Origin of the sequence: Microcoleus anatoxicus (assembly GCF_042465725.1) — a bacterium.
Taxonomy (GTDB): Bacteria; Cyanobacteriota; Cyanobacteriia; order Cyanobacteriales; family Microcoleaceae; genus Microcoleus; species Microcoleus anatoxicus.
This window is the reverse complement of sequence record NZ_CP120853.1, coordinates 5865653-5890887: the sequence shown is the minus strand read 5'-3', so window position 1 is coordinate 5890887 and position 25235 is coordinate 5865653. Positions and strand designations below refer to the sequence as shown.

At 45.1% G+C, this 25235-nt stretch carries 18 protein-coding genes and 1 pseudogene; 9 read left to right on the top strand and 10 right to left on the bottom strand.

Translation table 11 applies throughout. From position 1 onward, the window contains the following. Positions 1 to 30 precede the first annotated feature (30 nt). Entirely contained in the window at positions 31 to 2079 is a 2049-nt protein-coding gene (locus P2A85_RS25600; RefSeq protein WP_377476139.1) for an FAD-dependent oxidoreductase, read from the bottom strand. 396 nt (positions 2080 to 2475) lie between these two features. On the opposite strand from P2A85_RS25600, the gene cysC reads away from it, so the two are divergent. The 6 genes from cysC (at position 2476) to P2A85_RS25570 (ending at position 11553) form a co-directional block, all read left to right on the top strand. Further along, the gene (cysC, locus tag P2A85_RS25595) at positions 2476 to 3000 is read left to right on the top strand and encodes an adenylyl-sulfate kinase (RefSeq protein ID WP_377476138.1); all 525 of its coding nucleotides are present in this window, start codon (positions 2476 to 2478) and stop codon (positions 2998 to 3000) included. Positions 3001 to 3036: 36 nt separating this feature from the next. After that, entirely contained in the window at positions 3037 to 4632 is a 1596-nt protein-coding gene (locus tag P2A85_RS25590; RefSeq protein ID WP_377476136.1) for a polysaccharide biosynthesis/export family protein, read from the top strand. A gap of 38 nt (positions 4633 to 4670) precedes the next feature. After that, positions 4671 to 7001, top strand: a complete 2331-nt coding sequence (locus tag P2A85_RS25585; RefSeq protein ID WP_377476135.1) for a GumC family protein — start codon at positions 4671 to 4673, stop codon at positions 6999 to 7001. A 444-nt stretch (positions 7002 to 7445) separates the two neighbouring features. After that, positions 7446 to 8813, top strand: coding sequence for an NAD-dependent succinate-semialdehyde dehydrogenase (locus tag P2A85_RS25580; RefSeq protein ID WP_377476134.1), 1368 nt, complete (start codon positions 7446 to 7448; stop codon positions 8811 to 8813). Positions 8814 to 8993: 180 nt separating this feature from the next. Next, a complete protein-coding gene (locus P2A85_RS25575; protein WP_377476133.1) occupies positions 8994 to 10631 on the top strand; it encodes an acetolactate synthase large subunit in 1638 nt (545 codons plus the stop codon). A 421-nt stretch (positions 10632 to 11052) separates the two neighbouring features. Then, positions 11053 to 11553: a DNA-binding protein gene (locus P2A85_RS25570; RefSeq protein ID WP_377476132.1), complete on the top strand. Its 501-nt coding sequence runs from the start codon at positions 11053 to 11055 to the stop codon at positions 11551 to 11553. Between the two features lie 146 nt (positions 11554 to 11699). Here P2A85_RS25570 and P2A85_RS25565 read toward each other — a convergent pair whose 3' ends face one another. Next, the gene (locus P2A85_RS25565) at positions 11700 to 12077 is read right to left on the bottom strand and encodes a hypothetical protein (RefSeq protein WP_377476131.1); all 378 of its coding nucleotides are present in this window, start codon (positions 12075 to 12077) and stop codon (positions 11700 to 11702) included. A gap of 210 nt (positions 12078 to 12287) precedes the next feature. Between P2A85_RS25565 and P2A85_RS25560 the strand changes: the two genes are divergently transcribed. Continuing rightward, a complete protein-coding gene (locus P2A85_RS25560) occupies positions 12288 to 13745 on the top strand; it encodes an NB-ARC domain-containing protein (protein WP_377481719.1) in 1458 nt (485 codons plus the stop codon). 265 nt (positions 13746 to 14010) lie between these two features. On the opposite strand, the gene P2A85_RS25555 is transcribed toward P2A85_RS25560, so the two are convergent. Further along, positions 14011 to 14412, bottom strand: a complete 402-nt coding sequence (locus P2A85_RS25555; RefSeq protein WP_340526030.1) for a gamma-glutamylcyclotransferase — start codon at positions 14410 to 14412, stop codon at positions 14011 to 14013. Positions 14413 to 14691: 279 nt separating this feature from the next. On the opposite strand from P2A85_RS25555, the gene P2A85_RS25550 reads away from it, so the two are divergent. Next, a complete protein-coding gene (locus tag P2A85_RS25550) occupies positions 14692 to 15291 on the top strand; it encodes a glyoxalase-like domain protein (RefSeq protein ID WP_377476130.1) in 600 nt (199 codons plus the stop codon). 53 nt (positions 15292 to 15344) lie between these two features. Here the strand turns inward: P2A85_RS25550 and P2A85_RS25545 are convergent, their stop codons facing one another. The 7 genes and pseudogenes from P2A85_RS25545 to P2A85_RS25515 form a co-directional block, all read right to left on the bottom strand. Further along, positions 15345 to 16622 (bottom strand): bifunctional sterol desaturase/short chain dehydrogenase, encoded by a 1278-nt coding sequence (locus P2A85_RS25545; RefSeq protein WP_377476129.1) that lies wholly within the window; start codon positions 16620 to 16622, stop codon positions 15345 to 15347. Positions 16623 to 17129: 507 nt separating this feature from the next. Further along, positions 17130 to 17462, bottom strand: a complete 333-nt coding sequence (locus tag P2A85_RS25540) for a XisI protein (protein WP_377476128.1) — start codon at positions 17460 to 17462, stop codon at positions 17130 to 17132. Beyond that, positions 17450 to 17866, bottom strand: a complete 417-nt coding sequence (locus P2A85_RS25535) for an element excision factor XisH family protein (protein ID WP_377476126.1) — start codon at positions 17864 to 17866, stop codon at positions 17450 to 17452. Before P2A85_RS25535 ends, P2A85_RS25540 begins: the two co-directional genes overlap by 13 nt. Before the next feature lie 181 nt (positions 17867 to 18047). After that, positions 18048 to 18230 (bottom strand): annotated as a pseudogene (locus P2A85_RS25530) (IS5/IS1182 family transposase); the annotation flags it as partial. A gap of 181 nt (positions 18231 to 18411) precedes the next feature. Beyond that, on the bottom strand, positions 18412 to 19974 hold the full coding sequence (gene kaiC, locus P2A85_RS25525) for a circadian clock protein KaiC (protein WP_340520081.1): 1563 nt from the start codon (positions 19972 to 19974) through the stop codon (positions 18412 to 18414). Between the two features lie 136 nt (positions 19975 to 20110). Further along, the gene (gene kaiB, locus P2A85_RS25520; protein ID WP_340520079.1) at positions 20111 to 20425 is read right to left on the bottom strand and encodes a circadian clock protein KaiB; all 315 of its coding nucleotides are present in this window, start codon (positions 20423 to 20425) and stop codon (positions 20111 to 20113) included. A 105-nt stretch (positions 20426 to 20530) separates the two neighbouring features. Continuing rightward, positions 20531 to 21472, bottom strand: coding sequence for a circadian clock protein KaiA (locus P2A85_RS25515; protein ID WP_377476125.1), 942 nt, complete (start codon positions 21470 to 21472; stop codon positions 20531 to 20533). Positions 21473 to 21867: 395 nt separating this feature from the next. Between P2A85_RS25515 and P2A85_RS25510 the strand changes: the two genes are divergently transcribed. Next, positions 21868 to 25080, top strand: a complete 3213-nt coding sequence (locus P2A85_RS25510) for an ATP-binding protein (protein ID WP_377476123.1) — start codon at positions 21868 to 21870, stop codon at positions 25078 to 25080. The last annotated feature ends 155 nt before the right edge of the window (positions 25081 to 25235 follow it).

Genomic DNA, 25235 nt, shown 5'->3' with positions numbered 1-25235 from the left:
CCATCTATCAGGATAAAATTCTGGGAAATTTCAGGACTTATGCAAAAAACCTGATTTTGGCAACTCAACAGCCTCCACCAGCAGCCAAAAACCAGCTAAATTCAGCCTCCCCCACACTTTCAGAAGCTTCTGAGTTTCGCAACTGTGTAAAAACTCGTCGATTTCAGGATCTAAAGTCACCAGTTTCCAAATTCGATCGCCATGGGAGGGCGCATCAGTCAGCGTCAAGGCGTAATCTTGTTCGCCTCGGCGGTGGAAAATCCCATTCCACGGAGTTTGAGTATTTCTGCTGTCAGCGATGAGTTTATCTACGGACAAAGGACAATTGCCACTAGCCGGATATGAAGAGGGTCGATCGAGATAATAGCGTTGCCAGTATAGCCAATCCGATCGACTCGGTGTCAAATTAAATAAAGGAATAACTGCCGCCCTAGCCTCCACATCTTGCAGCAAAGCCTCCTGCAAAACTCTGACTGGCAAATCCCGCGGCTGACATCCCCGCCGCACACACAAAGCTGCCGCCATCCCCGCCGCCTGTCCAATATTCATTACCGTAGGTTGCAAACGAGTGGCACCATTAGCGATGTGAGAAACAGAAATATTTTTTTCGCAAACTAGCAAACCATCGGTATTCGCCGGAATCAGCGCACTGTAAGGAATAGTAAAAGGAGTTCCCGTCCATCGCCCGCCCCAGCGGATCGATTTTGGCTGCAAGGGAATGTCGCCACTAGGATAGTGGTGATCGTTGGCGTAGTTGCCGATCGCAATTGTTTCACAAATTCCCTCAGCATTTATGGGCAACTTCGCGACTCTGCCACCGGCAACGGGCAAAATATCTTGTTCTCGGATTGTTTTTACTCCTTGCAGGCGGCGACTTTCTCGGTAGTAGGGGTGGAGGGCGAAGGCAGAAGTCAACTCCTCCCTGGGCCCAACAGTTAACTCCTCCCTCGGCCCAGCAGTTAACTCCTCCCTGGGCCCAGCAGTCAACTCCTCCCTGGGCCCAGCAGTTAACTCCTCCCTCGGCCCAGCAGTCAACCCCCCCCTACCCCCCCCAAGGGGGGAATGAAATAAGAGAGAATTCTCTGCTTGGGGGGAAGCAAATAAGGCAGAATTCTCTGCTTGGGGGGAAGCAAATAAGGGAGAAGAATGTTGGGGATTTTTGGTGTTAGAAGTGGGGAAAATGTTCTCTGCTAAACCATAGCGGCGGCCGAGTTGAGTTTGAATGTAGCGGGCGAAACTTTGGCTATGCCACAGACTTTCTTGGAGGAATTCTGTTTGCGATGTTTCAGATCCAATTAGTCGATCGACCTTAAAGCCATAATCATTACCCCGAATCGGCCAATTAATCATTAGCAACCCACCCGGAAGTCGGCCATAATTGAGAAAATCTTCAGGAGTATAATTATCCCAAGCTCCGGTAAAGCGATCGGGATCGTGAATCGGTGGCGCGGGAATTTCTGGTGCTACAGCACCTTCCCCAAAATCCTGCATCATTACTACCCAAGTGGGAGCTTGTATGGGATATGTTTGTGTCAGATCGTTAGGTGCGATCGGTGCGCTAGGTTCTCCAAATTCTGCTTGAAACTCCCAACCCCAACGGTGAGGAACCTCACCCACAGCCAATAAATCTCCCAATTCCGTAGCATCCAAAGTGACTGTGGCTGACACCATAAAATCGGGGAATTGAACGCCAACAATGCGATCGCCTTCCTTCAGCACACCTTGAACTTTTTGTCCAGAAATCCAGCGCAGATTTGGTAAACACTTAACCCAATCAGCAAAAATTTCTGCACCAATGCGCGGATCGTAAGTAAAAAAACTGACCCAGCCCCAATCTAAACCTTCCTGATGTCGCTGCTGAAGTTCGCGGAGAAAAGCACCCCACAAACCAGTCCCAAAAGCGGCTAATTCGTTACCATCGGGAGCCGAAACCCCAGCCGAAGTAAGCATACCGCCCAACCAAGGAAACTCACTCACCAAAATAGTTTTGGCACCACAGCGGGCTGCTTGTATGGCGGCTGCTGTGCCACCAGTACCGCCACCAACTACTAAAACATCGGCTGTTAAGACAGAAGACATGAGGATTTTAAATTTTAAATTTTAAGTAGAAAGAAGATGGAAGATGGAAGATGGAAGATGGAATATCTAAGAAGAACCCCCCCTACCCCCCCCAAGGGGGGAAAATGGAAGAGGGAAGATGGAAGATGGAAGATGGGAGATGGCTCAAGGACTGCGTTGATCCAGCCCTTCGACCTTTCGCCGGAGAATTCAATATTACCGATATTACCAATTCCTGTTGCCTCCAAGACTGGATATTTTATTTTTTCACACAAATCTATAACTCCACAATTACTTTTAAGCTATTGTTGTAAGATGGCAATTCCCATCAAAAAAAAATCCGAAAATGGGGAACCCCGATAGTAAAGTCAGGCGTCGGGTAAATGTCACCATTCATTAGTTACAAAGCAATTGAACATGAACAAAGGTTTTATTTTGTGGTTCACCGGACTGAGCGGTTCTGGCAAAACAACTATTAGCCTAGCTCTGGAACCAGAGTTGAAAGCCAGAGGCTGCAAAGTGGAAATCTTGGATGGAGATGTGGTGCGTACCAACTTATCAAAAGGTTTGGGATTTAGCAAAGAAGACCGAGATACCAATATTCGGCGGATTGGATTTGTCGCTCACTTGCTTAGCCGCAATGGAGTTGTCGCTATTACCGCGGCCATTAGCCCCTACCAAGCAATTCGCGACGAAGTTAGAGCCATAGAACCTAACTTTGTGGAGGTATATGTGAAAGCGTCCCTAGAAGCGTGTGAAGTGCGGGATGTCAAAGGGATGTACGCCAAAGCCAGAAAAGGTGAAATTAAGGGGTTTACAGGAATTGACGATCCCTATGAAGCACCCCTTAATCCTGAGATTATTTGTTGCACAGAAAAGGAAAGTGTGACAGAGTGTGTGGAAAAAATTCTGAGTAAATTAGAGGAGTTGGGTTACATTTGATGGTGATGGGTTAGCAAAAGGATCGGGCAAAAAACGATGGTGCTCAAAAGTGATTTGGGAATCAATATTGTCAACGGTTTCACTGGATCAGTGCTGATGGCGATTCTAGTTTCTGCTCCTAGTTGGGCTCAGTTACCTCCGCCCCCTCCCCCCCTAGCCGTACCCGCATCCGTACCCGTACCCGTACCCTCCGCGCCCGGATTGCCGCTGGTTCCGGGAAATGCGCCAGTCAATGCAGTACCTACACCTTCGAGTGTACGATCGGAAGTTTACACTTTAGGAGCGGGCGATCGCATTCAACTGGATATTTTTAACGTCCCGGAATATAGCGGCCCCAACGGTCAACATCAGGTACAGGCTGACGGTTCCCTAAGTTTGCCCTTAATTGGTAGCGTTTCAGTGTACGGGATGACTTTAGAACAAGCAGCCAATAGTGTCAAAGGGCGATATGGTCAATACTTAAAGCGTCCTTGGATTACACTGAAACTGCTGGCCCCGCGTCCTTTACAAATTGCGATCGCAGGGGAAATCAACCGCCCAGGAGCCTATACAATATCCTCAGCGGCGGGCCCCGGAGGCACAGCAGAGCAAATGGGAACTCAAATGCCCACGATATCGCGGGCTTTGCGACTGGCTGGTGGTATTACACAGTCAGCAGACGTGCGACAAATCAAAATCCGCCGCCCCCAACGCAATGCAGCGGAACAAATTATTAGTGTTGATTTATGGGAATTGTTGCAAAACGGTGATTTGCGCGCCGATATGACTTTGCGCGACGGCGATACTATATTTATTCCCACTGTAACTAGCCTCAATCGCCAAGAAGCACCTACTTTAGCAGTTGCCAATATTACCGGACAAAGCACTCAGCCCATTAATATTGCTGTGGTGGGAGAAGTCGCTCGTCCCGGTACTTATACTCTGGCAAAGGATTCTCAAAGTAGGTTACAAGAGAATGACATGGGTGCAAATTCGGGTTTGTTTGGTGCCACTGAGACGGCGGCTAGTGAAACCGTTGTGCAGCAAACAGTCACTAGGGCGATTAAAATAGCTGGCGGCATTACCCCCGTAGCTGATATTCGGCAAATACAAGTTCGTCGTCTGACGCGGGCTGGTACTGAACAAATTATTAATGTCGATTTGTGGCAACTTTTGCAAACAGGAGATGTATCTCAAGATTTAGTGCTGCAACAGGGAGATACGGTGATTATTCCCAAAGCCGAAAATATTGACGAAACTCAGGGTGCCCAGGTAGCTAATTCTAGTTTTTCACCGGATACAATTAAGGTGACAGTGGTGGGAGAAGTCATCAAACCAGGGGCGATTTCCCTGCGGCCAAATACTTCTTTAAATCAAGCGCTGGTAGCAGCGGGAGGTTTTAATAAAGCGCGGGCAGAAATGGATTCGGTGGATTTAATCCGCATCAATGCTAATGGTACTGTTTCTCGCGTCGCGATTAAGGTGAATTTTTCCGCCACTGCTAATGATGAAGCCAATCCTAAACTGCAAAATAATGATGTAATCATGGTCAGGCGATCGGGTCGCGCTGCATTCTCGGATAATGTAGGTGGTACCCTCGCTCCTCTTAATCCTTTATTGGGAATATTCAGATTGTTCAATATTTTTCGATAGCTCGTACAGACGTTGAAACTAATAAGCTGCATAAACAAATGAAACCAGGGAAAAAGTCTCAGATATCACTGCTTAAAAAAAACCAAAAATCCCCAGGAACGCGACAAATATCTTCGGTGCTTTACGACAGAGAAAATGATTTTTTAGAACTGGAACAAACAGAGTCAGAGCCATTGAATTTTTGGGAAGTATGCCGCAGTCGCTCGTTTTTAGTCCTAGGCGTAGCTGCGGCAGTAACCACAGGTGTTTTTGCTTGGACTTTGAATCAAAAAAGTGAGTACGAAGGACGATTTCAATTATTAGTAGAACCCACTGTTACCCAAAACACTTTAGCAAAAATCTACTCCGGTGAATTGAAACTGAAACCAGCGGCTCCCGAAACACCAGAAAATGCTGGTTTTGACTACGAATCCCAAATTCAGGTTTTGCAAAGTCCGCAAGTAATGTCGCCAATCATTAAACAGTTGCGGGCGAAGTATCCTGAAATTAATTACAACTACCTTTTTAACGAAAAAACAGATAATTTGCCATTGGATAGGCAAACGAGGTTGTCAATTAATCGGTTTAAAAATACCAAGATTATCGAAGTTAAGTATCGGGATTTCGATCCGAAAAAAATTCAGTTTGTTTTAGAAAAAGTTGCGTTAGGCTACCGCAACTACAGCGTCCAAGATACCAGAACTCAAATTAGTCAGAGTCTGGATTTTGTGAAATCGCAAATTCCCAATCAGCAAAAGCGCCAACAAGCAATTCAAACAGAAATTCAAAAATTGCGTCAGCAGTACAATTTCATCGATCCGCAAATTCAAACCCAACAATTAGCGCAGCAAATTAGTCAGCTTCAAGCGCAAAGATTGGATGCTCAAACCCAACTAAATCAGCAAAAATTGCTCTATGCTAATTTGCAAAATCAGCTAGGACTGAATCAGCAACAAGCCCTGATGGCTTCTTCTCTGAGTCAAGCACCTCGCTACCAAGCAATGCTGACTCAATTGCAGCAATTAGAAGGACAAATTGCGATTAATTCAGCGACTTATACTGACCAAACTCCCCAAATGCAGTTGTTGCGAGAACAGCAAAAAAATCTGATTCCTTTGTTGAAAAAAGAGGCTACACAGGTTTTGGGAACTGATTTAGGTAAGGTAAATTCTCAAGTGCTGGCTTTTCAAGATCCGGTGCGGATTAAGTTGATCGAGCAGTTTATTGGTACTGCTAATACTATTCAGGTTTTGGGAGTGCGAAATCAAGTTTTGGAACAAGCTGCTAAGCAGTTGAATCAATATTCTCAAGGATTCCCGGTGATTTTGCGGCGCTATTCGGATTTGCAGCGGGAGGCGGATTTAACCAATAGTACCCTGAAAAATTTGTTGGCAAAACAGCAAGCTTTGCAGCTTGAAGCTGTGGGTAAAAAAGAGGTGGCTTGGGAGGTGATTGCTAAGCCGGAAATTCCGCGCTATCGCAATGGGGAGTTGATGGCTGTTGCTCCAATTATGCCTTTAAATTTGGCTTTGGGGGGATTAGCTGGTTTAGTTTTCGGTATGCTGGCGGCGCAGTTGGCCCAACGGTTTAATAATGATAAGGTGTTCCAGACTCCAGAGGATGTCAAACATTCAATTCGACTGCCTTTGTTGGGGGTAATTCCTGCTAGCGATAAAATTTTGAGGCTTCCTCCTGCGGAGACAGTTACTGTGGATGTGGGCATTTCGCAAATGCCGACGGATGCTTTTCAGGAGGCTTTTCGATCGCTCAATGCTAATATTCGCTTGCTAAAGGTTGATAGTCCGATCGCCTCTTGTGTAATTACTTCTTGTCAAGTAGCAGATGGCAAGTCTACTGTAGCTGTAAATCTAGCACGGGCGGCGGCGGCCATGGGCCAGCAGGTGTTGTTGGTGGATGCGGATTTGCGACGCCCCCAGGTGCACGAAATGCTGGGTTTGCCGAATTGGCAAGGGTTACACAATGCGATCGCGGATGATGTAGATGTGGAAAAGTTGATTTTGCGATCGCCCCACGATGAAAACCTGTTTGTGTTAACATCAGGCCCTGTTCCTCTCGATCCCACCAAGGTGCTTTCTTCCCGAAAAATGCAGCATTTAATGGCAGCTTTGTCAAATAATTTTGACTTAGTGATTTACGATACTGCGCCACTTTTGGGTTTAGCCGATGCCAATTTATTGGCCGCTCACACTAATGGCTTGATGCTGGTGGTGGGGCTGAATCAAACTGAGCGAGAGGCGCTATTGTTGGCTTTGGAAGATTTGAGAATGGCCGATATTCCGCTGTTGGGAATGGTGGCAAATAACGATAAAGGGAGCAGGTATTACTATCAGTCTTACGTCCAGAATTACATCGAGGAAAAATCGGTGTAAGTACCCAGCATTGGGGTAAAAATAAAATCACAAATCCCCCAATTTATATCTACCCCAATCCCTGTAGGGGCGAAGCATTCGGGCTAATAGCCGATGGGAAACACCCAAATTTATAGGCCCAAATGCTTAGCCCTGCCCCACTCTCTCTTTTCTGCCTTCGCGTCAAGAGCGCCTTCGCGGTTAAATCACCTGACGGTACAACCGGAAACGATCGCATTTCCGGCTCAACATTAAACTTGAAAAGCAAATTATCTTAAGATTTGCCATCGAGATTTTGCACTATAATTAAAAGTTGAGAGTTTTAAACAAATTGCAAAACCTGCAAATTAACAAAACCTGAAAACGTGGCCGGTAAATTTCCATTTTGTAATACATTGATACAACTCCCCGCCTAGCTGGAAAACTAGAAGGGAGTTTTGTGTTTTTCACACAGGAGATAAAACAATGGCTATTGCTACTATCAACCCGACAACGGGAGAAACTGTCAAAACTTTTGAGCCCCTCACAGATGCGGTAATCGAAACCAAGCTAGGATTAGCACAAACAGCTTTTAAACAATATCAGCGACTGCCCTTCGAGCAGCGCTCTATCTGGATGCAAAAAGCTGCGGATATCCTGGAGCGCGATCGCGAAATTTACGCTAAAATGATGACCCTAGAAATGGGGAAAACTCTCAAATCCGCGATCGCCGAAGTCGAAAAATGCGCCCTAGTTTGTCGCTACTACGCCAAAAACGCTGCTCAATTTATGGCAGACGTACCAGCCAGCACTGACGCTAGCAGCAGCTTTGTCCGCTACCAACCCTTGGGCGTTATTTTAGCCGTCATGCCCTGGAATTTCCCATTTTGGCAAGTTTTTCGGTTTGCAGCGCCGACACTGATGGCGGGCAACGTAGGGTTGCTCAAACACGCTTCCAACGTGCCACAATGTGCTTTGAAAATAGAGGAAATTTTCACCGAAGCAGGCTTTCCCGAAGGCGTTTTTCAAACATTGTTAGTGGGATCTGACAAAGTAGGTAAAATAGTGGCGGACGATCGCGTTAAAGCAGCCACTCTCACCGGTAGCGAACCCGCGGGTGAAAGTTTAGCAGCCCAGGCTGGCAAAAATTTGAAAAAAGTAGTGCTGGAATTGGGAGGAAGCGACCCCTTTATCGTCATGTCTAGCGCCGATTTACCAGCAGCTTTATCCACTGCTGTCACATCGCGAATGCTCAATAGCGGCCAAACTTGCGTATCTGCTAAAAGGTTTATTTTAGCAGAAGAGATTGCCGAGGAATTTATCGCAGGATTTGTGGAAAAATTCGAGCAACTAAAAGTAGGCGATCCGATGTTACCAGAAACGGATATCGGCCCTTTAGCGACTCCTGCAATCCTCAAAGAATTAGACAATCAAGTGCAAGCTTGCATCGCATCGGGAGCTAAACTGCTAACAGGCGGCCGTGCTTTGTCAGAGAAAGCCGGCAATTTCTACTTGCCAACTATTTTGACAGATATTCCCCTGGAAGCCGCCGCCCGTCAACAAGAATTTTTCGGGCCAGTAGCTTTAGTATTCCGAGTAGCTAACATCGATGAGGCGATCGAATTAGCCAACAGTACGTCCTTTGGTTTAGCCGCAACAGCTTGGACTACAGTAAGCTCAGAGTGCGATCGGTTTATTTCCGAACTAGAAGCTGGGGCAGTATTCATCAACGGTTTAGTCAAATCAGACCCCAGATTGCCCTTCGGCGGCATCAAACGCTCCGGTTACGGACGCGAATTGAGCATCCAAGGAATTCATGAATTTGTTAACATTAAAACAGTGTGGGTAAAATAAGCGCGCACTCAATCAACTTCTGGCAAAAATCTAAATTAATCTGTGTTGATTGTGCCACGGGCATCCTACCTGTGATATAAATTCCGCAAGAAAGATAGATTTTACCTAACTGTTAATTAGGATTTTTGCCAGAAGTTGACCAGGAGAAGATATCCCCACTTACAGAGGACTAAAATGGAAATGAACACAGCTCAATTACTGGTACAATGTCTAGAGAATGAAGGCGTCGAATATGTTTTTGGACTCCCAGGCGAAGAAAATCTAGAAGTTCTAGAAGCCCTAAGAAACTCCTCAATTAAATTTATTACTACTCGCCACGAACAAGGCGCTGCTTTCATGGCCGACGTTTACGGCCGCCTGACAGGCAAAGCCGGCGTTTGTTTATCCACCTTGGGACCAGGCGCAACTAACTTAATGACCGGTGTGGCTGATGCGAACTTAGACGGTGCTCCTCTAGTAGCAATTACTGGACAAGTCGGTACTGATAGAATGCACATAGAATCGCACCAATATTTAGATTTGGTGGCTATGTTTGCCCCGGTTACTAAGTGGGGAGCTCAAATTGTTCGCCCTGGTACAACCCCAGAAATTGTCCGCAAAGCCTTTAAAGTAGCTCAGAGTGAAAAGCCGGGAGCAGTTCACATTGACTTGCCAGAAAACATCGCAGCCATGCCTGTGGAAGGAACACCTCTCACCAAAGACAACCGGGAAAAAACTTTTGGTGCTTACCAAAGTTTGAATAAAGCCGCTGTGGCAATTTCTAAGGCAAAAAGTCCTCTGTTGTTAATTGGAAATGGCGCGATTCGAGCGAATGCTAGTGAAGCTGTTACCGAATTTGCTACTCGATTGAATATTCCAGCAGCTAATACTTTCATGGGCAAAGGTGTAATTCCTTACACTCATCCTTTGGCACTTTGGACAACGGGTTTGCAAAAACGGGATTACATTAGTTGTGCTTTTGAAGAAACCGATTTAGTGATTGCAGTTGGCTATGATTTAATTGAATATTCCCCGAAAAAGTGGAATCCTGACGGCAAAATTCCGATTATTCACATTGGAGCTTTGCCATCAGAAATCGATAGCAGTTATATTCCCCTTGTAGAAGTTGTGGGAGATATTTCCGATTCGCTGAATGAAATTTTACAGCGTGCGGATAGAAATGGAAAAGCCGATCCTTTTGCTAAGCAATTGCGCGCAGATATTCGGGCTGGCTATGAACAATATGCAGCGGATGATGGTTTCCCAATTAAACCCCAAAAATTGATTTATGATTTGCGGCAGGTGATGGGACCTGATGATATTGTAATATCTGATGTGGGTGCTCATAAAATGTGGATCGCGCGGAATTATCATTGCGATCGCCCAAATACCTGTTTAATTTCCAACGGCTTTGCGGCGATGGGAATTGCGATTCCGGGCGCGTTGGCCGCCAAACTGGTTTATCCCGATCGCAAGGTGGTAGCAGCCACGGGAGACGGCGGTTTCATGATGAATTGTCAGGAGTTAGAAACTGCTTTGCGTGTCGGTACTAATTTTGTGACGCTCATCTTTAATGATGGCGGTTATGGTTTGATTGAATGGAAGCAGGAAGATCATTTTGGTCATTCCGATTTCATCAAATTTGGCAATCCAGATTTTGTGAAGTTTGCCGAAAGTATGGGTTTGAAAGGCTATCGAGTGGAGGCTGCAACGGATTTAATTCCTATCCTCAAAGAAGCCCTGGCTCAAGATGTACCTTGCGTGATAGACTGTCCGGTTGACTACCGGGAAAACGCGCGTTTCAGTCAACAATCTGGCGATATGAGTTGCCATTTGTAAGAGTAGTCTAGATGGGGACACGGTAGCGATCATTAGTGTCAACTTAACCTCAAACCCTGTCACAGACTGCTGGCAAGACTATGAAGGCCAGATCCCCCCTAGCCCCCCTTAAGAAGGGGGGGACAGGAGTCCGATCGACAGTCCCCCTTCCCCCATCCCCCATCCCCCATCCCCCATCCCCCCTTGGGGGGGGCAGGGGGGGGTGGGGGGGCAGGGGGGGGTGGGGGGGGCAGGGGGATCTAGACTTGGCTATGAACGAGAGATACCAAGGGTTTCAGGCGATTGTTGAAACCTATGGGCAGTGCCGTTTCCTCCGTCGCCTTATTTCGGGTAAGGGACTTTGAGCGATCGTCTGGTTTTTGTTTCCATATTGGATCGTGACAGCTTACTTAACAAAAAATGTTACCCAAGGAGAGATAATATGGCAGAAAAATTAACTTTTAAATACGATGCTATTGGGGATATTTTGTACGTCAATAAATGTTCACCTTATGCAGAGCAAGAATCGCAAGAACTCGACTATGGAATTGTGGCTCGTCTCAATCCTGACACGGAGGAAATTGAAAATCTGGAAGTTATGTTTTTCTCAAAGCGGTTGCGAGATAGTAATGTATTTGAATTACCGATTGGTAGAAGCTACCATGAATACTTGATTTCTTCTCTGAAACATCCCGAAAGTGCTGCTAGCTATATCGAGGTTATGTTGGAATTAGAGTCTGAAACACCAGAACCAAAATTGCTGCGAGCAGGACTTAAAGATGTGGTGGATGCTTATTTGCAGATGAATAAGTTATCGACGGAAGCTAAATTTATATATGAGAAACTCGATCGGATATTGTCTGAGAGTGGGGGCGAGGAAATTTATGCTTTGATAGTTTTACTAGATAAACTGGGGCTCCAGTTAGCTGTCGCAGTAAAGTAGGTTAATTAATCAAGTAGTTAGGGCGATTCCCTACGGGATAGCTGCGCTCGCGCGGGCTTTTGGACAATTTGGGATGTAAGGGCGATCGCTCTTTTTGACAAGTTGGGATGTAAGGGCTATCGCTACTTTTGGTATTTTTTGTTGTTCTAGCTATATAAGATAGATAGCAAATCTTCAACTGATATCTCTCCCATCCCTGCTATAAGAATTAGAAGTAAATCCACTACTTCATTTTTACCGAATCCTTTAATTCTTTTATTCGGAGAATAGTAAAAAATTATTGTTAAACTATTTACAGCATTAAGAGCGATTAAAAGGTGTGGATATTCGCCTGCTGGTGTATCAGGTTGATCTGCTCTTTTGACCATAAACTTGATAGGTATTTCTCGATCATTAACCAGATCCTGTTTCCACTTACACTTGTAGTATCCTGGCTGACCGCCCAAGCCAACTGCTTGCAATAAAGGAATATACTCTGGGATGTAAGTCATTTGCCAACCGTCACCTTTGATACCCCAACTCATGCCATTTTTCTGATAATTTTATTGATTATATTTTTAATGGTTCATTACAGAATATCATCTCATTTCATTCTTGTCATTAGCAAAGAGTCGGATTTTGTAGCCATTTGCCCCGTAAACTATATTGCATAAAGTAGGATTTAGTTGCCAAAGTATCAAACAGTAGGATAGAGTAGGATGACAATAGGCAAAACCAAAATCCCTACTCCACCTATGGATGTTCAAGAAGTCTTAAAATTGGCTGACGACATCGTATTCGCTAAAACAGGAAAACACCTCAATCATTTACAAGAAGGTATATTACGCGGCACTTGGCAACGCCAAAAGTACCCGGAAATATCCAAAACTTGCCACCGTAGCGAAGCTCATGTCAAAAAGGTCGCATCAAAATTATGGAAACTTCTATCAGAAACATTAGGCGAAGATATCAATCAATCAAACTTTAGATACACAGTGGAAAGATGGCAATTTTCTATAGTTTCATCACATTTTGGAGACTATGCACAAGTTGGTAATCTTAGTGTTTGTGAGAACAAGTCGCATCCCTCAGAAATCCCAAATACAGAAAAACCCAATCAGTCAATTTATAACCAAACTAAACCTAAAGAGCGACTAGACTTATCGGATGCACCTGAGCCTACGCTATTCTATAACCGCACATCCGAGCTTTCAACCCTAGAAAACTGGATTTTGGGCCGTACCCGTGTCATCACCATCCTCGGCTTATCCGGTATTGGGAAAACCGCCCTGACACTCCAACTAATCCCACAAATTCAACACGAATTCGATCGCATTATCTGGCGAAGTCTCCGCAATTCTCCACCCCTCCAAACACTCCAAACCGACTTAATTCAATCCTGTAGGGGCGGTGCCCCCGTGCCCGCCCCCTCCCCCGAAGAAAGGGCGATCGCGGGGGGATTACCTCAGAAAGAAAGGGCGATCGCGGGGGGATTACCCCTACTAGAATATTTACGATCGCACCGCTGTCTCATTATCCTCGATGATATCCAAACAATCTTTAGCAGCCAACAACTCGCAGGCAATTACCAACCAGGCTATGAAAATTACGGCACATTCTTCAAACAATTAGCCGAGTCATCCCACAACAGTTGCCTAATGCTACTAAGTTGGGAAAAACCCAGAGAAATTGCCGCCTTAGAAGGCGAAAACCGCCCCTGTAAATCGCTGCAACTCAACGGCTTAGGCCCGGAATCACAAGAAATATTCAGAGAAAAAGGTTTAGCAGAACCGGAGAAATGGTCAGCACTAATCGACCTTTACCGAGGCAATCCCTTATGGTTAAATATAGTTGCAACTATGATTCAAGACTTATTCGGCGGCAGCGTTTCCGAATTCCTCTCCTATGATACCCTATTCTTAGGAGACTTAGAATCACTATTGGAGCAGCAGTGCGATCGCCTAACTGCATCTGAACAACAAGTTATCGCATGGCTAGCAAGTACCCCAGAACCAGCAGACATCTCAAAAATACCAGAAAATCTGCAACTATCACCGCCAGAAATATTGAAAGTCATGCAATCTTTAGGACGACGGTCATTAGTTGAAACAGTAAAACAAAATGGGCGATCGCACTTCACAATCTGGCCAGTAATCAGAGAATATATAATCAACAAAACCAGCATCAAAAAGCGATCGACTTATCCAGATTAGTCAAATCGGCAGAAATCGGTTGACTGTCAACTTTCAACATCACCTGACGGTGCAACCGGAATTGATATTAGATCGAATCTGCTACCATCAGAATTATAAAATACAGCTAAAGGTCAAAAACCCGGTTTCTGCGTGAATATCTGTTGAAAAAATCGACGATTTTTGGAAGAAACCGGGTTTTTTGCGTAAGCCCTAGCCATAACAGTCAACACTCAAAAAACCAAAAAGAAGGCTTTCAACGCCCCCACAGCCTCAAAATACCAAATCAGAGATACAGCCTATTTTTCCAGGTCCCATCAGGCAGGAAGATGCCTCTGAGAGAACGAAGGCGATCGGGTAACATCAAGTAAGCCCAAGCAGTACCTAAAGATTGGCAATTGAGATCGAATATTTCGATTTCCTGTCGCTGATATTCGTTTTGTGCGGGTTGGCGTTCAGGATCGTATTCTTCAAGTCCGTCTAAATCTGGCAAAATAGCGGAGTCGCCGAAACACAGGAGGAAACCGTAGACTCTTCCTTCCCCAGAAATCATAGCCGGATAGCCTGCGGGCAAGGCAAAAAGCTGACCGCGGGCGATCGCCGGACAAGCAGACACAACCTTTCCTTCGCAATAGCGGAGGTAGTTGCATTCACCGGGTTTGAGAGTACCGTAGACAAAGACTTTCATCACGCAGACCCTAACGGCTAGTTTTTGCTAACATATATGGCTAACCTAATAAACTTCTCCCATAATTATTGTCGAACCCGTCAGGTTATCAGACCTGTTCTTAACAGGCTGTTTGGGAGCTCTCTAAATAGTTTAAGCCTCGCGGGCGACTGCGAGTGTTGTTACCAACAATAGGATTTGGGACTATGCACTTTCGGGGAAAAAGCCCTCCTGCTATCAGGACGGAGTTTTAAACCCAATTTTCTGATAAATTTCGTTGTTTACCCTTTCTTATAATTCATGACTCTAGCAGTTAGTATTATTACCCTGGCACTTCACCCTTTGCACTTAAGTTCTTTCTTGCCATCGCTGCCCCTAGACAGCTTGTTTTCGACTCAAGGCATTATGGTGATGCTGCTAGCAGCCTATGCAGGGGCGATGTGGATGTTTCTCACCAGTGCACCCAAGGTACACACCGTGATGGTATCAGATCTGGGGCAAGCTCGACAATTTTACGAGGGAATGTTAGATCTGCCAGTAGCAGAGGTGCCGCTGCACTACTACTACAATTACGAGCAAACCTTGGGCACAACGGGTATCGATCCACTATATTTGTCGCCCAATGTCGGCAGGGGGACTAACAGTCAAACCATGGCGACTTCCGAGGGTTTGTGGTATCAGTTAATGAAAAACACCCAATTGCACGTAATTAGCGGTGCTCTGGCGGGGGAAAAAAATCGCCAGCGTCACGTTTGTTTCGATCGCGAATGTTTGGATCAGCTATTGATGAGAGTCCAAACTCGTGGCATTAAATATAAAATTCGCCGGGAAAAACCACTAAACTTTTTGGTAAAAGATTATGATGGCCGCGTCATTGAAATGTCTGAAGTAAGTAATTAGTTTGATTCAGCTTGAGAAACCCGGTTTTGCTAAAAATCCGGGTTTTTTATTGGTCAATTAATCTTTGTACCCACAGTAGATTTTTCCGGTGTCATCGCTTCTTTGCTCTCGGAAATTACCTGACGGCTGAAAGTTTGGAAATACAAAGAAACCAAAAACTCTTTAACCGGAAAGAGTATCAATGTCAAAGGATTAATTGTCACGATGATATTGCGGGCATCGGCTTTAGCTTGCTTGACAATTTGCTGCGCTACCCAATCTGGTGACATAATGCCGATCGGATTTAACTTACTTTTAAACGGCCCTAAAATTAGTTTGCGAACAATACAAGGCGCATCCAGTCGCCGCAGAGTTACCAAGTCTCCCAAAGCCCGCTTGCTGAGCTCGTAGAGGGGACTGACAGCCGGAATGACTTCGGCTTCCGAGGTGTTGACCCAAACTTCTTTGTTAGCTATATTTTCGTTAGTGCGCACCGTTAGCAGAAAAAGTTCCATCAGCCGCCACGCGGAAAAAGTGTTGATTTCGTAGGAATTGGCGATCGCCTCTGGGCTTCTCGAACCCTGTACATTAATGCCGTGATTAATCACAAGAATATCGACTTTTTCTAACAATTCTGCTAAGTCTGCCTCTTGACCTATTTGCCAACTTATGGTTTTCACAGGCAAATCTTTGCCATCAATATTCACAGTAATTGTTTGATTTCCCGATGTGAGGGCGATAACTTTTGCACCAGCTTGGTGGAGATATTTTAACAGCAAATTTCCTAAAGTTCCCGATGCCCCCGTGACGGCTACAGTTTTGCCTTTGAGAGAAAGTGCAGTGCCCATAAGTTTATCGATTAACGTGAAAGTACCACAATAGTAAGCATTTTGATTATCGAAATGATGCCGCCAATGGTAAGGTTTATTCACCAACCAATTTCCCGGTGGAGTGAGGAAGTCTCCCGGTTGATGGGTGATGTCGGTTAATTCATCAGCACCCTTGATGCCGCAACCACGGGCGATCGCACTCAACAAAAAGCCTAAAGTATAAACACAACCCGCTGCTGCGCCCCAGTGATATTCCGGCATCCAGAAATAAGCAGCCACCCACAGCAACAAGCCCAAAACCATCATAGATGCAGCTTCCGGCACATCGTGGCGCCAGTGGGCTTGCTTGTAGATTGTCTCGCTGACGGGAGTCAAATTCGGGCGAAAAACGCGGTGGTGCCAAGCGTGTAGCTTGTACAGTGGCGGCCAATAGTGGGATGCGACATGATAAAAATCTCGGATGATTTCTGCCCAACAGACAGAAGCTATTGCGAAAGCGCCGACTATCCAGTAATTGATCATACTCGCACCAGTTGGAAATTTGAGATATTAGATATTGTCTGTTTTGAAAGATAACTTAAAATGGTTTTTTTAGCTAGTCTGGAAGTTTACTCAGGTGTTTTAAAATCTGCAAAACGCGGTACAATTCATTAGACATCTCCAATAATTCCCATCCCTTCCCCCGCTTGGTTTCGGGAGCCGGGCCCCTTAAAGGGACCGGGCTCCCGAAACCAACGCTTCAATAATGGTTTCAACGGTTTGCCAACAAGAACTACCCAATTTTATGACCTGATTTTTACTATTTCTTTTCGGCTTTTATGGACTTTTATTGACACATAACGAGCGCAAAAAGAAGACCAAAGCGGCTTGGCGACTGCTATACAGGAATTATGCACAAGCAACTGGGTGTTGAGTTGAAGTACAAAACATAACACCCAGTTGCAAAAATTACGCAACCTGATGAAATCGGTTAAGTGTTAAAAAAAGTAGCCTTTAAAAAAGCTAATTTTTTTAACACTTAAGGGTAATTTATCCGATTGCAAATTCACTGAATTGTCGCATATTAGGGGGGTCAAAACCCAGTATAATGTCTTGTTTGGGAACTCCTAATTCAACGAGTTCGTTGGCAATACCCACCTCGGTTCCATCTTGCTGAATCCAGATTTTATTGTCCATAATATCCAGGTGCAAAACCGGGCCATAAATTCGCCGCTGATTGCGCCAGCCCACATATACTAATTGATAACGATCGCGCTCGGTATCAAAGATAGTTTGAGCCTGAATTCGCTCATCCCAAACCAGACTGGCGTGTTGGGAGAGCAGATTTTGGATGTGTTGTCTATAAAGGTCTACATTTGCCATTGTGCGATCGCCTCCTGCTCTATATCATAAACAATTAAATGAATTTGATTTTGTTGAACTAAAGACTGAATAAACCCCATTGTAAAAAAACTATCGTAGACATTGCTGGGTACTGCCAGGTATAAAATACGGTCAGTTTCTTGTTGTTGTAAAGCTGCTCGATAACTAATGAATTGTCCTAAAGCTGTATAAAATTGGGAGATTTTGGATGGACCAATAAAGCTTTTAATTTCAACGGCGATTTTCTGTCCGTCTTTTTGGGCAGCAACCACCTTTTCGGCACCCAAGTCGATGTAAAGTTCTAGAGTTCCTGCTTGTAAAGTGTATGGATCGTGAGTAATCTGCCATCCATCTTTCTGGAGAGCGGTTTTAACGACTTCGTGAAAGACATCTTTAGCAGACATAGCTGTACTGACTCGTTGTGTTTAATCTCTTGGATAGTTGTATTTTAAGTATATACGCTAGGGTTTGCTGAATAATCGATCGCAAATCAAGAATAAGAGCGATCGATATATTCAAGCTGGGTCAAATATAATTTTTTATGTATCGATTGCTACATTTTGCACCAAATATCCGAGAGAGCCGGCTCGCACCTAACTCTATTAGCTGTTCAATATGAGCTAAGTTTCTGTTGATATATTGAAGTTGTTTTTTAATTGCTTGTCTTCTTTTGTTGCGGGTGGGTCGTTTTTGTTTGGCTAATGCTAGGTAGTCTTTTCTGGCCTTATTACGGTAGGTTCTTGGTTTTTTATTGGTTTGACCTTTGATCTGTACTCTCGATCGTGCGATCGAAACCTTTGGCCACATCAAGTGCGATCGATATATTCAGCAAGCCCTAAATAGCTAAAACCCTTGAAAAATCAAGGGTTTTCGCGTTTCCAGGGGTTTACTCTTAGGGTGTTTGTGAATACAAATTGACGAGAGTTGTTAGCCTCCAGGACTTTAAGGCTTAAATATCATCATTTTCTTGACCTTGTACCCCTTGAAGAATCCGCGATAATTCACTCTTCTCATTAATTGTAATCCGAGTCGGAGAACCGCTGATAATTCGTTCGTAACTGCGGAAAGAATCCCGAATTACCGGCCCGTTATCAGTAATAGTGTATTCCCGAATTCCTTTATCATGCCAGGAACCACGCATCTTAAACACATTAATTGCCCGCGACATTTCCCCTCTAATTTCCACATACTGAAGCATGATTATCGTGTCAGTAATCGTAGAAATATGGGAATCAGTAATCGAATTAGACCCCATAAACTGGTCGCTTGTATTGGTAAAAAATCCTGTAATTTCCTCCTGCTTGGCGAAAGCTGTCACTCCAATCACGAATTGCCGGAAGGAATTATTGCTAACTCCCCGTTCTAAAGCTGACAGGGAATCGATCGCAATTCGAGAGGGTTTAAAATCTGCAATTTCTGATTTAATATTTTGCAAATGGTCTTCCAAACCCGCAGATTCCGGGTAATTACAAAGAATTTTTAACAAACCCTTATGTTCCATTTCCTCAAAATCAATGCCCCAAGAATAAGCATTGCGGAACAACTGCGCCCGCGACTCTTCATAGGCAAACAGCATGGCGCGATCGCCATTCATGCAAGCATTCTCCAAAAACTTGCTTACCAACAGCGTTTTGCCCGTTCCCGTCGCACCCGTAGCCAAAATAATCGAGTCTTTAAAGAAACCGCCCCCGCACATTTCGTCGAGAGTTTTGTCGCCGGAAGAAACCCGAACATTGGAAGATCTTTGAGTCAATCGCATAGCCCCCAACGGAAAAATATTAATGCCGTCATTAGTGATTGTAAAAGGATACTCGCCCTTCATGTGAGTAGTCCCCCGCAACTTCAAAATTTCCATGGTTCGGCGGCGACGTTCTCCTTCCAAAACGTTGCGAACAATCACCACATTATCCGAGACAAATTCCTCGACTCCAAACCGGGCTACCGGGCCATATTCTTCCACCCGTTCCGTAGTCATGATTGTAGTTGCGCCTACTTGTTTAAGGCGTGCAACTAAACGAAAAATTTCGCGGCGCACCACCGATGCAGCATCGTATTGCTGAAATACTGCCGTCACCGAATCAATAGAAACCCGCCTTGCTTTATATTTGCGTATGGCGTATTGAATGCGTTCGATTAAGGCAGACAAGTCAAAGTTTCCCACGATATCCTGACCTTCGGGATCTGGGGAAGCGTCTAAAATAAATAGCTTACCTTCATCGATAAACTTAGTCAAATCCCAGCCAAAACTGTAGGCATTTTTAATAATGTCTGTGGGAGATTCTTCAAAAGTTACAAAAACTCCGGCTTCGTCAAAATGGGTGATTCCGTTGTAAAGAAATTGTACAGCAAATAAGGTTTTTCCGGTTCCCGACGTGCCACTGACTAGGGTTGTTCTGCCGATCGGCATTCCGCCGTGACTGATGTCATCGAAGCCTTCAATCATGGTGCGGATTTTTTGAACTCCCTGCGTTACCAATCCTTCTGGTTGCACCGTTTGACTAATTTCATTCATGTCGATTTTTATCAATTGTCAGTATTTTTAGTTTTCAGCCATTAACCGCAGATCCTTAGTATTTCTACTCAGTGTTTAGCTGGTGCTAGTGCTCCATAACTAATTACTGCTGACTAATGACTGTCACCTAATTATCTTACGAATTCATGTCTTCTTCGCGAAGTTCTTCATAGAGCAAATCTAATCCTATCAGAACTTTTTCCCGATCGGACAAATCACCAATAATTTTTCGCACCGGAGGCGGCAGAATTTTTGCCAGGGTAGGCGTTGCCAAAATTTTATCCTCTTCTGCTAGTTGAGGATTTTTGAGAACATCTATCACTTTCAGCGCGTAGACTCCTTGAAACTCTTGTTCTAGGATGTCCTTAAGAGTCTTCAAAGCTCGCACTGAGTTGGGAGTATTCCCTGCAACGTAAAGCTTGAGAACGTAGGTTTTCTTCAGAGGAGTCATGAACTTTTATGAGACGTTGAGTGTTAGTTATCAAGTTTTAGTTGTAGTTGTTATTTGTCTTAAATCCCCTATTCTTTCGTATTTTATAATATTTTTAGCTAGTTTTTACTTTCGACGTTCCGAGGCATCTTTGGGAATCGATCGCCTGTACATTTCGCACAAATGAGCGATGACATCAATTAGAGTCAAGCGGTAATCCAGCAATATTTCTTCGCTGCGCCCTTCTAATTTGAGTTGCTTGGCAAACTCGTCCATCAATTCCATGTGAATTTCTACAACTTGAGTCACCGCAACATCCGCAAAAAAAGCTAGATTCACAAATTCATCTATTTGATTATTTACCGTAGTATCTTCAGAAAAATAACTCAAAACAATTTGGCGATAAATCAACTTAAATTGCTCCAAAAATTTAGGTTTTTCTTCCTGAGATAAATTACGAAAAAAATTCTGGGAATTTCTTTTATAATACACACCTAAGTATCCTAATCGCTCCCGCAATTTTTCAGCAAGTCGGCGTTGCTGTCGTTGTAGTAAACTTTGAGCAGTTAATTGCGCCGTTGCACCCAGCTTTGCAGATTGGTCATCTAAAGGAACCGGAGTAGAAAGTTTCAAAAATTGGGCGATCGCCCGATCGATACTGGCTGCAAGTTCGTCCCATCGATCGATTAAGAGTTGCACCTCAGCAGCATGGTAAAAAAAAGAGCAACTTTGCTCTTGATTCAGTTCAGGGCTAGTTACCAACGGATAGCAGCCATGGTCCGATATCCGTTGCACTTCCTGTGTCCGATCGTCTCCGGGCTTTGTCGCAAAAATCACAGCCGGTAAAAAGATCGATCGCTCTTGGAGTTTAGCAGTCAGAGATCGCAGATCCCCATCTACTTCAAAAACCAAACAGTCTAGGTGGTAATTGTGCTTCAGGTATCCAAAAAACTCGCTCTCGGACTTAACCTGGGTCAAAGCATAACGTCTGCCTCCCAAAACCTCGATCGCCAAGCCTGCGAGTTCCCCTGACTTGACAAAGATACATATAGACAGTTGGGGAAGCAAAGCTGTAGGTGAAACATTTAAGTTACCTGAAAATGGTGGATCGCTCAGAGTTGATATCTCCTTTACAAAACACTTAACATTTTAACAATCATCGCAACATTTATGTTACCAATCTTAACTACAAAAATGGTAACAACCTTGTGACAGAGGGATAATAAAACTGTAGTCCTTTGCTGCTAGCTCAAGCACCCCCAGCCTGATTTCTGCAATTAAGCTTAAGCCTGAAAATAGGTGCTAGTAGCCCCAAATCAAGGACTGGCATCGAACTGGCGGGGATCGGTCAAGCCTCAAGGTGCCTTAGCAGACTGATATAAAACAAATTAGATACAGAAATCGGCAGCTACATTGGGTCTCAAAAATATTACTGCTCAGGGGAGCAGACTCTCAGGTTCGTTATGCCACAAACCCGCCCTAGTCTCCAAAATTTTATCGAGCCAGTGCCACTGTGCCGACCGACAGCTCAGCTAAAAACACTGCGGTCAATTTTTAGTCAGGGCAACTGCGATCGCATCGCATTAGTCAACGACAAGCTACAGCCCAAGGGATTAATATATCTCCGCAGCCTCATGCCCCTGGCAAACCAAGACGGCAAATGGCAACAACCCCTGTCAGAAAACCCGATCGCCATCGCTCCCCTCAGAGCCGTACCCGCAGATTGGAGCGTCAGCGAATTCTGGGAATACCTGCAAACAGCAGAAATTAAGAACCTATGGGACCTGGGAAAAATGGAGGGCAGATTTGTCGATACTCCCATCGCCCTCACCAATTCCGAAGGCAAATTTTTGGGACTTCTAAACAGCCTCAGCCTGCTGCAATTCGTCGCCCACAGCAACTGCATCCCGATCTCCACCGCTGCCGAATACAGCATCAAAGCTCAAGAAACAGCAGCCAGAGAGCCGATACATTCAGCGATGGCCAGCGCCCTAGACGGTCAATTACGCTTTCTCGAAGCAGGACTCAAACCCTCGGAAAACCTTAATTCCCTAGTCCAACTCCTCGAAAAACTGCCCCTACCCCTGAGATTGCAAACCCCCACCGGACAGATAGTCAGTCAAAACGCAGCGTGGCGGATTTTACTGGGAGCTGGTCCAGAACCAGTCCCAGAAACCGCAGTCAATCGAAATCGCTCATCTCCCCATCAACCAGGTCCGGAGCCGACTAAATATAATAGCCCCCCAAATTTAGCCATCTCCCCAGAATTCAGAAGCTTAGTAGGAGCTGGGCGATCGGGCGATCGCGACTCTACCGCAGCCACCAGTTGCCCCCTACCCCTCTACGCCGCCGCCTCCCCATCCACCTTAACCAGCCCAGCCTGGTGTCCCATCGCAGGCAAACCAGACACCTACATTTGCGACTGTCCAGTCCAAAAAGGTCAAGAACGAATCTGGCAATTTGTCAAACAGCCACTCTCGGACAACCTAATTTTAGTCATGGGACAAGATGTCACCGAAGAACATTTAGTCGCCAAAGAACTAGCAGCTAAAAATGCCGACTTAATCCACCTCAACCGACTAAAAGACGAATTTTTATCCTGTATCAGCCACGAACTAAAAACCCCCCTCACCGCCGTCCTCGGTTTGTCCAGCCTCCTCAAAGATAAATTGATCGGAGAACTAAACGATCGCCAAACTCGCTACGCCAAACTCATCCATCAAAGCGGGCGACACTTAATGACCATAGTCAACGACATTTTAGACCTGACCAGGATGGAAACCGGGCAGCTAGAACTAATTCCCGAACCAGTGGAAATTACCGCAGCCTGCCACAGAGCCTTTGAACAAGCCAAACAACTCCAACAGCAAGAAGAAAAATCTCCATCAAAATCCGAGGGAACTACCGCCAACCCAGGGGAGGAATCCCCCATCCAAACCGAATTTATACTCGAAATCGAACCTGGACTAAGCCACTTAATCGCCGACGAACTGCGGTTGCGACAAATGCTCGTCAACCTGCTATCCAACGCCCTCAAATTCACAGAAATTGGTGGCAAAATTGGCTTGAAAGTAAATGTTTGGGAAGGCTGGATTGCTTTCACAGTTTGGGACAACGGCATCGGCATCCCAGCCGACAAACAGCACCTCATATTTCAAAAATTCCAACAATTAGAAAGCCCCTTAACTCGCCGATTTCAAGGAACCGGACTAGGACTGGTACTGACTCAACGTTTAGCTAGGCTCCACGGCGGAGACGTTTCGTTTATTTCCTCAGAAGGTCAAGGTTCTCAATTCACCTTACTCCTGCCACCAAATCCTCCGGGAAACACTAGAGAAGATGTGGCAGAATATCCAGGCATAGAGCCAGAATTATTCAAACCAAAATATCAGTACCCGATCGCCAATTCTCGATCTCGCCTCGTATTAATCGTCGAAGCAGTTCCCAAATATATCGAAGATTTAACCAAAGTTCTTACCGGTTTAGGTTATCAAGTAATCGTCGCCCGTTCCGGCACCGAAGCACTGGAAAAAGCCCGCCGATTCAGTCCCCAAGTGATTTTCCTGAACCCGTTGTTGCCACTGTTGTCGGGCTGGGACGTGCTGACACTGCTCAAGAGCGATCCAGATACTCGATCGATACCAGCCATCATCACAGCCACCAGAGGTGAAAAAGAACGGGCCTCCGTCAACCGAGCCGAAGGCTTTTTAAGCTTACCCATCACAGAGCCTGCCTTGGGAATGCTGCTGGGCGATTTGATCGGACACCCCGATGGGAATACCCCCAATGTCAGAAGTTGTTTGACTATTTTGTGGCTGTGCCCGCAGAACAGTGCCTCCCAAGGCTCATCTTTATTGCTCAACCCTAACTATTGCCGAGTTTTAGAAGCAGATGACCTCGGTCAGGCAGAACTGGTGGCCCGTATCTGGCGTCCCGATGCGATCGTTTTGGACGGTACAAACCAACTGCAAAACCCTTCAGCTTTTATCAAACAGTTAAGTCAGTCTTCGAGTTTGGGTTTTCTGCCTTTAGTAACTTTAGATCAGGCAACTACACAACTGGCAAATCAAGTCAAGGGACTGTCAGTATTTCCGTGTTTAGCCACCGACAGCGACACCTCCGACACTCCTTTGGTAGCCTCTGCTTTGTGGCAAGTTATTCAAGTAGCGGCTGGGATGAGTTGGAAGCCTAGCATTTTATTTGCTGATATTTCAACCTTACTGGACTTGCAGCAAAATATTAGGGAAAATCAGGATCTAGCCGCCGAAAATGCCGATTATCGAGCGAAAAAATTCGATTTTCCTATTCATAATTCTGAAAAATTTGCCCCTAACTTTCAAGCTTTGATTCAGTACATCCAAACCGCAGGATTTCGAGGTTCAATTGCTGTCCATTGGAGGGAAGTTTTGCAGCAGTTGCAATATCAAAGTGTGGACTTAGTTTTGCTTTGCTTGGGAGACAGACCCTCGGAATCCCCCAGTGTGTTGCCAGCGCTATCAAGTCTGCGAGAAATGGCAACAAAACCGCCGATATTAGTTTTGGATTATCGGTGTAGTGTCAATTCAGAATCGGAGGAGATCGACTTTCTACTACAAGAAGTAGCTGCTAAAATTTTGCCTTCTTCTTTATCAGCAGCCCAATTGTTAGATCGAATTCAACAGAGCATCCAGGCGTAGCAAAGATTCATAACAATTAACCGAACGATCGGACTATGGTCTCAATCGCCATTAATATAATCTAGTCCGGTGAGGCTGAAGGGGAGAATTATAGGTTATCATAGGCGATCGAGAAACCTTTATATTTTTTGCTGGGGCTGCTCGCGTGCCTAATC

Excerpts from the sequence above, each read along its gene's own strand:
- P2A85_RS25570 (WP_377476132.1), top strand. The coding sequence starts at position 11,053 with ATGGCAGAAAAATTAACTTTTAAATACGATGCTATTGGGGATATTTTG.
- P2A85_RS25510 (WP_377476123.1), top strand. The coding sequence starts at position 21,868 with ATGCCACAAACCCGCCCTAGTCTCCAAAATTTTATCGAGCCAGTGCCA.
- P2A85_RS25565 (WP_377476131.1), bottom strand. The coding sequence starts at position 12,077 with ATGAGTTGGGGTATCAAAGGTGACGGTTGGCAAATGACTTACATCCCA.
- P2A85_RS25575 (WP_377476133.1), top strand. The coding sequence starts at position 8,994 with ATGAACACAGCTCAATTACTGGTACAATGTCTAGAGAATGAAGGCGTC.
- P2A85_RS25580 (WP_377476134.1), top strand. The coding sequence starts at position 7,446 with ATGGCTATTGCTACTATCAACCCGACAACGGGAGAAACTGTCAAAACT.
- P2A85_RS25560 (WP_377481719.1), top strand. The coding sequence starts at position 12,288 with ATGGATGTTCAAGAAGTCTTAAAATTGGCTGACGACATCGTATTCGCT.
- P2A85_RS25545 (WP_377476129.1), bottom strand. The coding sequence starts at position 16,622 with ATGATCAATTACTGGATAGTCGGCGCTTTCGCAATAGCTTCTGTCTGT.
- P2A85_RS25600 (WP_377476139.1), bottom strand. The coding sequence starts at position 2,079 with ATGTCTTCTGTCTTAACAGCCGATGTTTTAGTAGTTGGTGGCGGTACT.
- kaiC (WP_340520081.1), bottom strand. The coding sequence starts at position 19,974 with ATGAATGAAATTAGTCAAACGGTGCAACCAGAAGGATTGGTAACGCAG.
- P2A85_RS25590 (WP_377476136.1), top strand. The coding sequence starts at position 3,037 with ATGGTGCTCAAAAGTGATTTGGGAATCAATATTGTCAACGGTTTCACT.
- P2A85_RS25540 (WP_377476128.1), bottom strand. The coding sequence starts at position 17,462 with ATGGCAAATGTAGACCTTTATAGACAACACATCCAAAATCTGCTCTCC.
- P2A85_RS25585 (WP_377476135.1), top strand. The coding sequence starts at position 4,671 with ATGAAACCAGGGAAAAAGTCTCAGATATCACTGCTTAAAAAAAACCAA.
- cysC (WP_377476138.1), top strand. The coding sequence starts at position 2,476 with ATGAACAAAGGTTTTATTTTGTGGTTCACCGGACTGAGCGGTTCTGGC.
- kaiB (WP_340520079.1), bottom strand. The coding sequence starts at position 20,425 with ATGACTCCTCTGAAGAAAACCTACGTTCTCAAGCTTTACGTTGCAGGG.
- P2A85_RS25550 (WP_377476130.1), top strand. The coding sequence starts at position 14,692 with ATGACTCTAGCAGTTAGTATTATTACCCTGGCACTTCACCCTTTGCAC.
- P2A85_RS25535 (WP_377476126.1), bottom strand. The coding sequence starts at position 17,866 with ATGTCTGCTAAAGATGTCTTTCACGAAGTCGTTAAAACCGCTCTCCAG.
- P2A85_RS25555 (WP_340526030.1), bottom strand. The coding sequence starts at position 14,412 with ATGAAAGTCTTTGTCTACGGTACTCTCAAACCCGGTGAATGCAACTAC.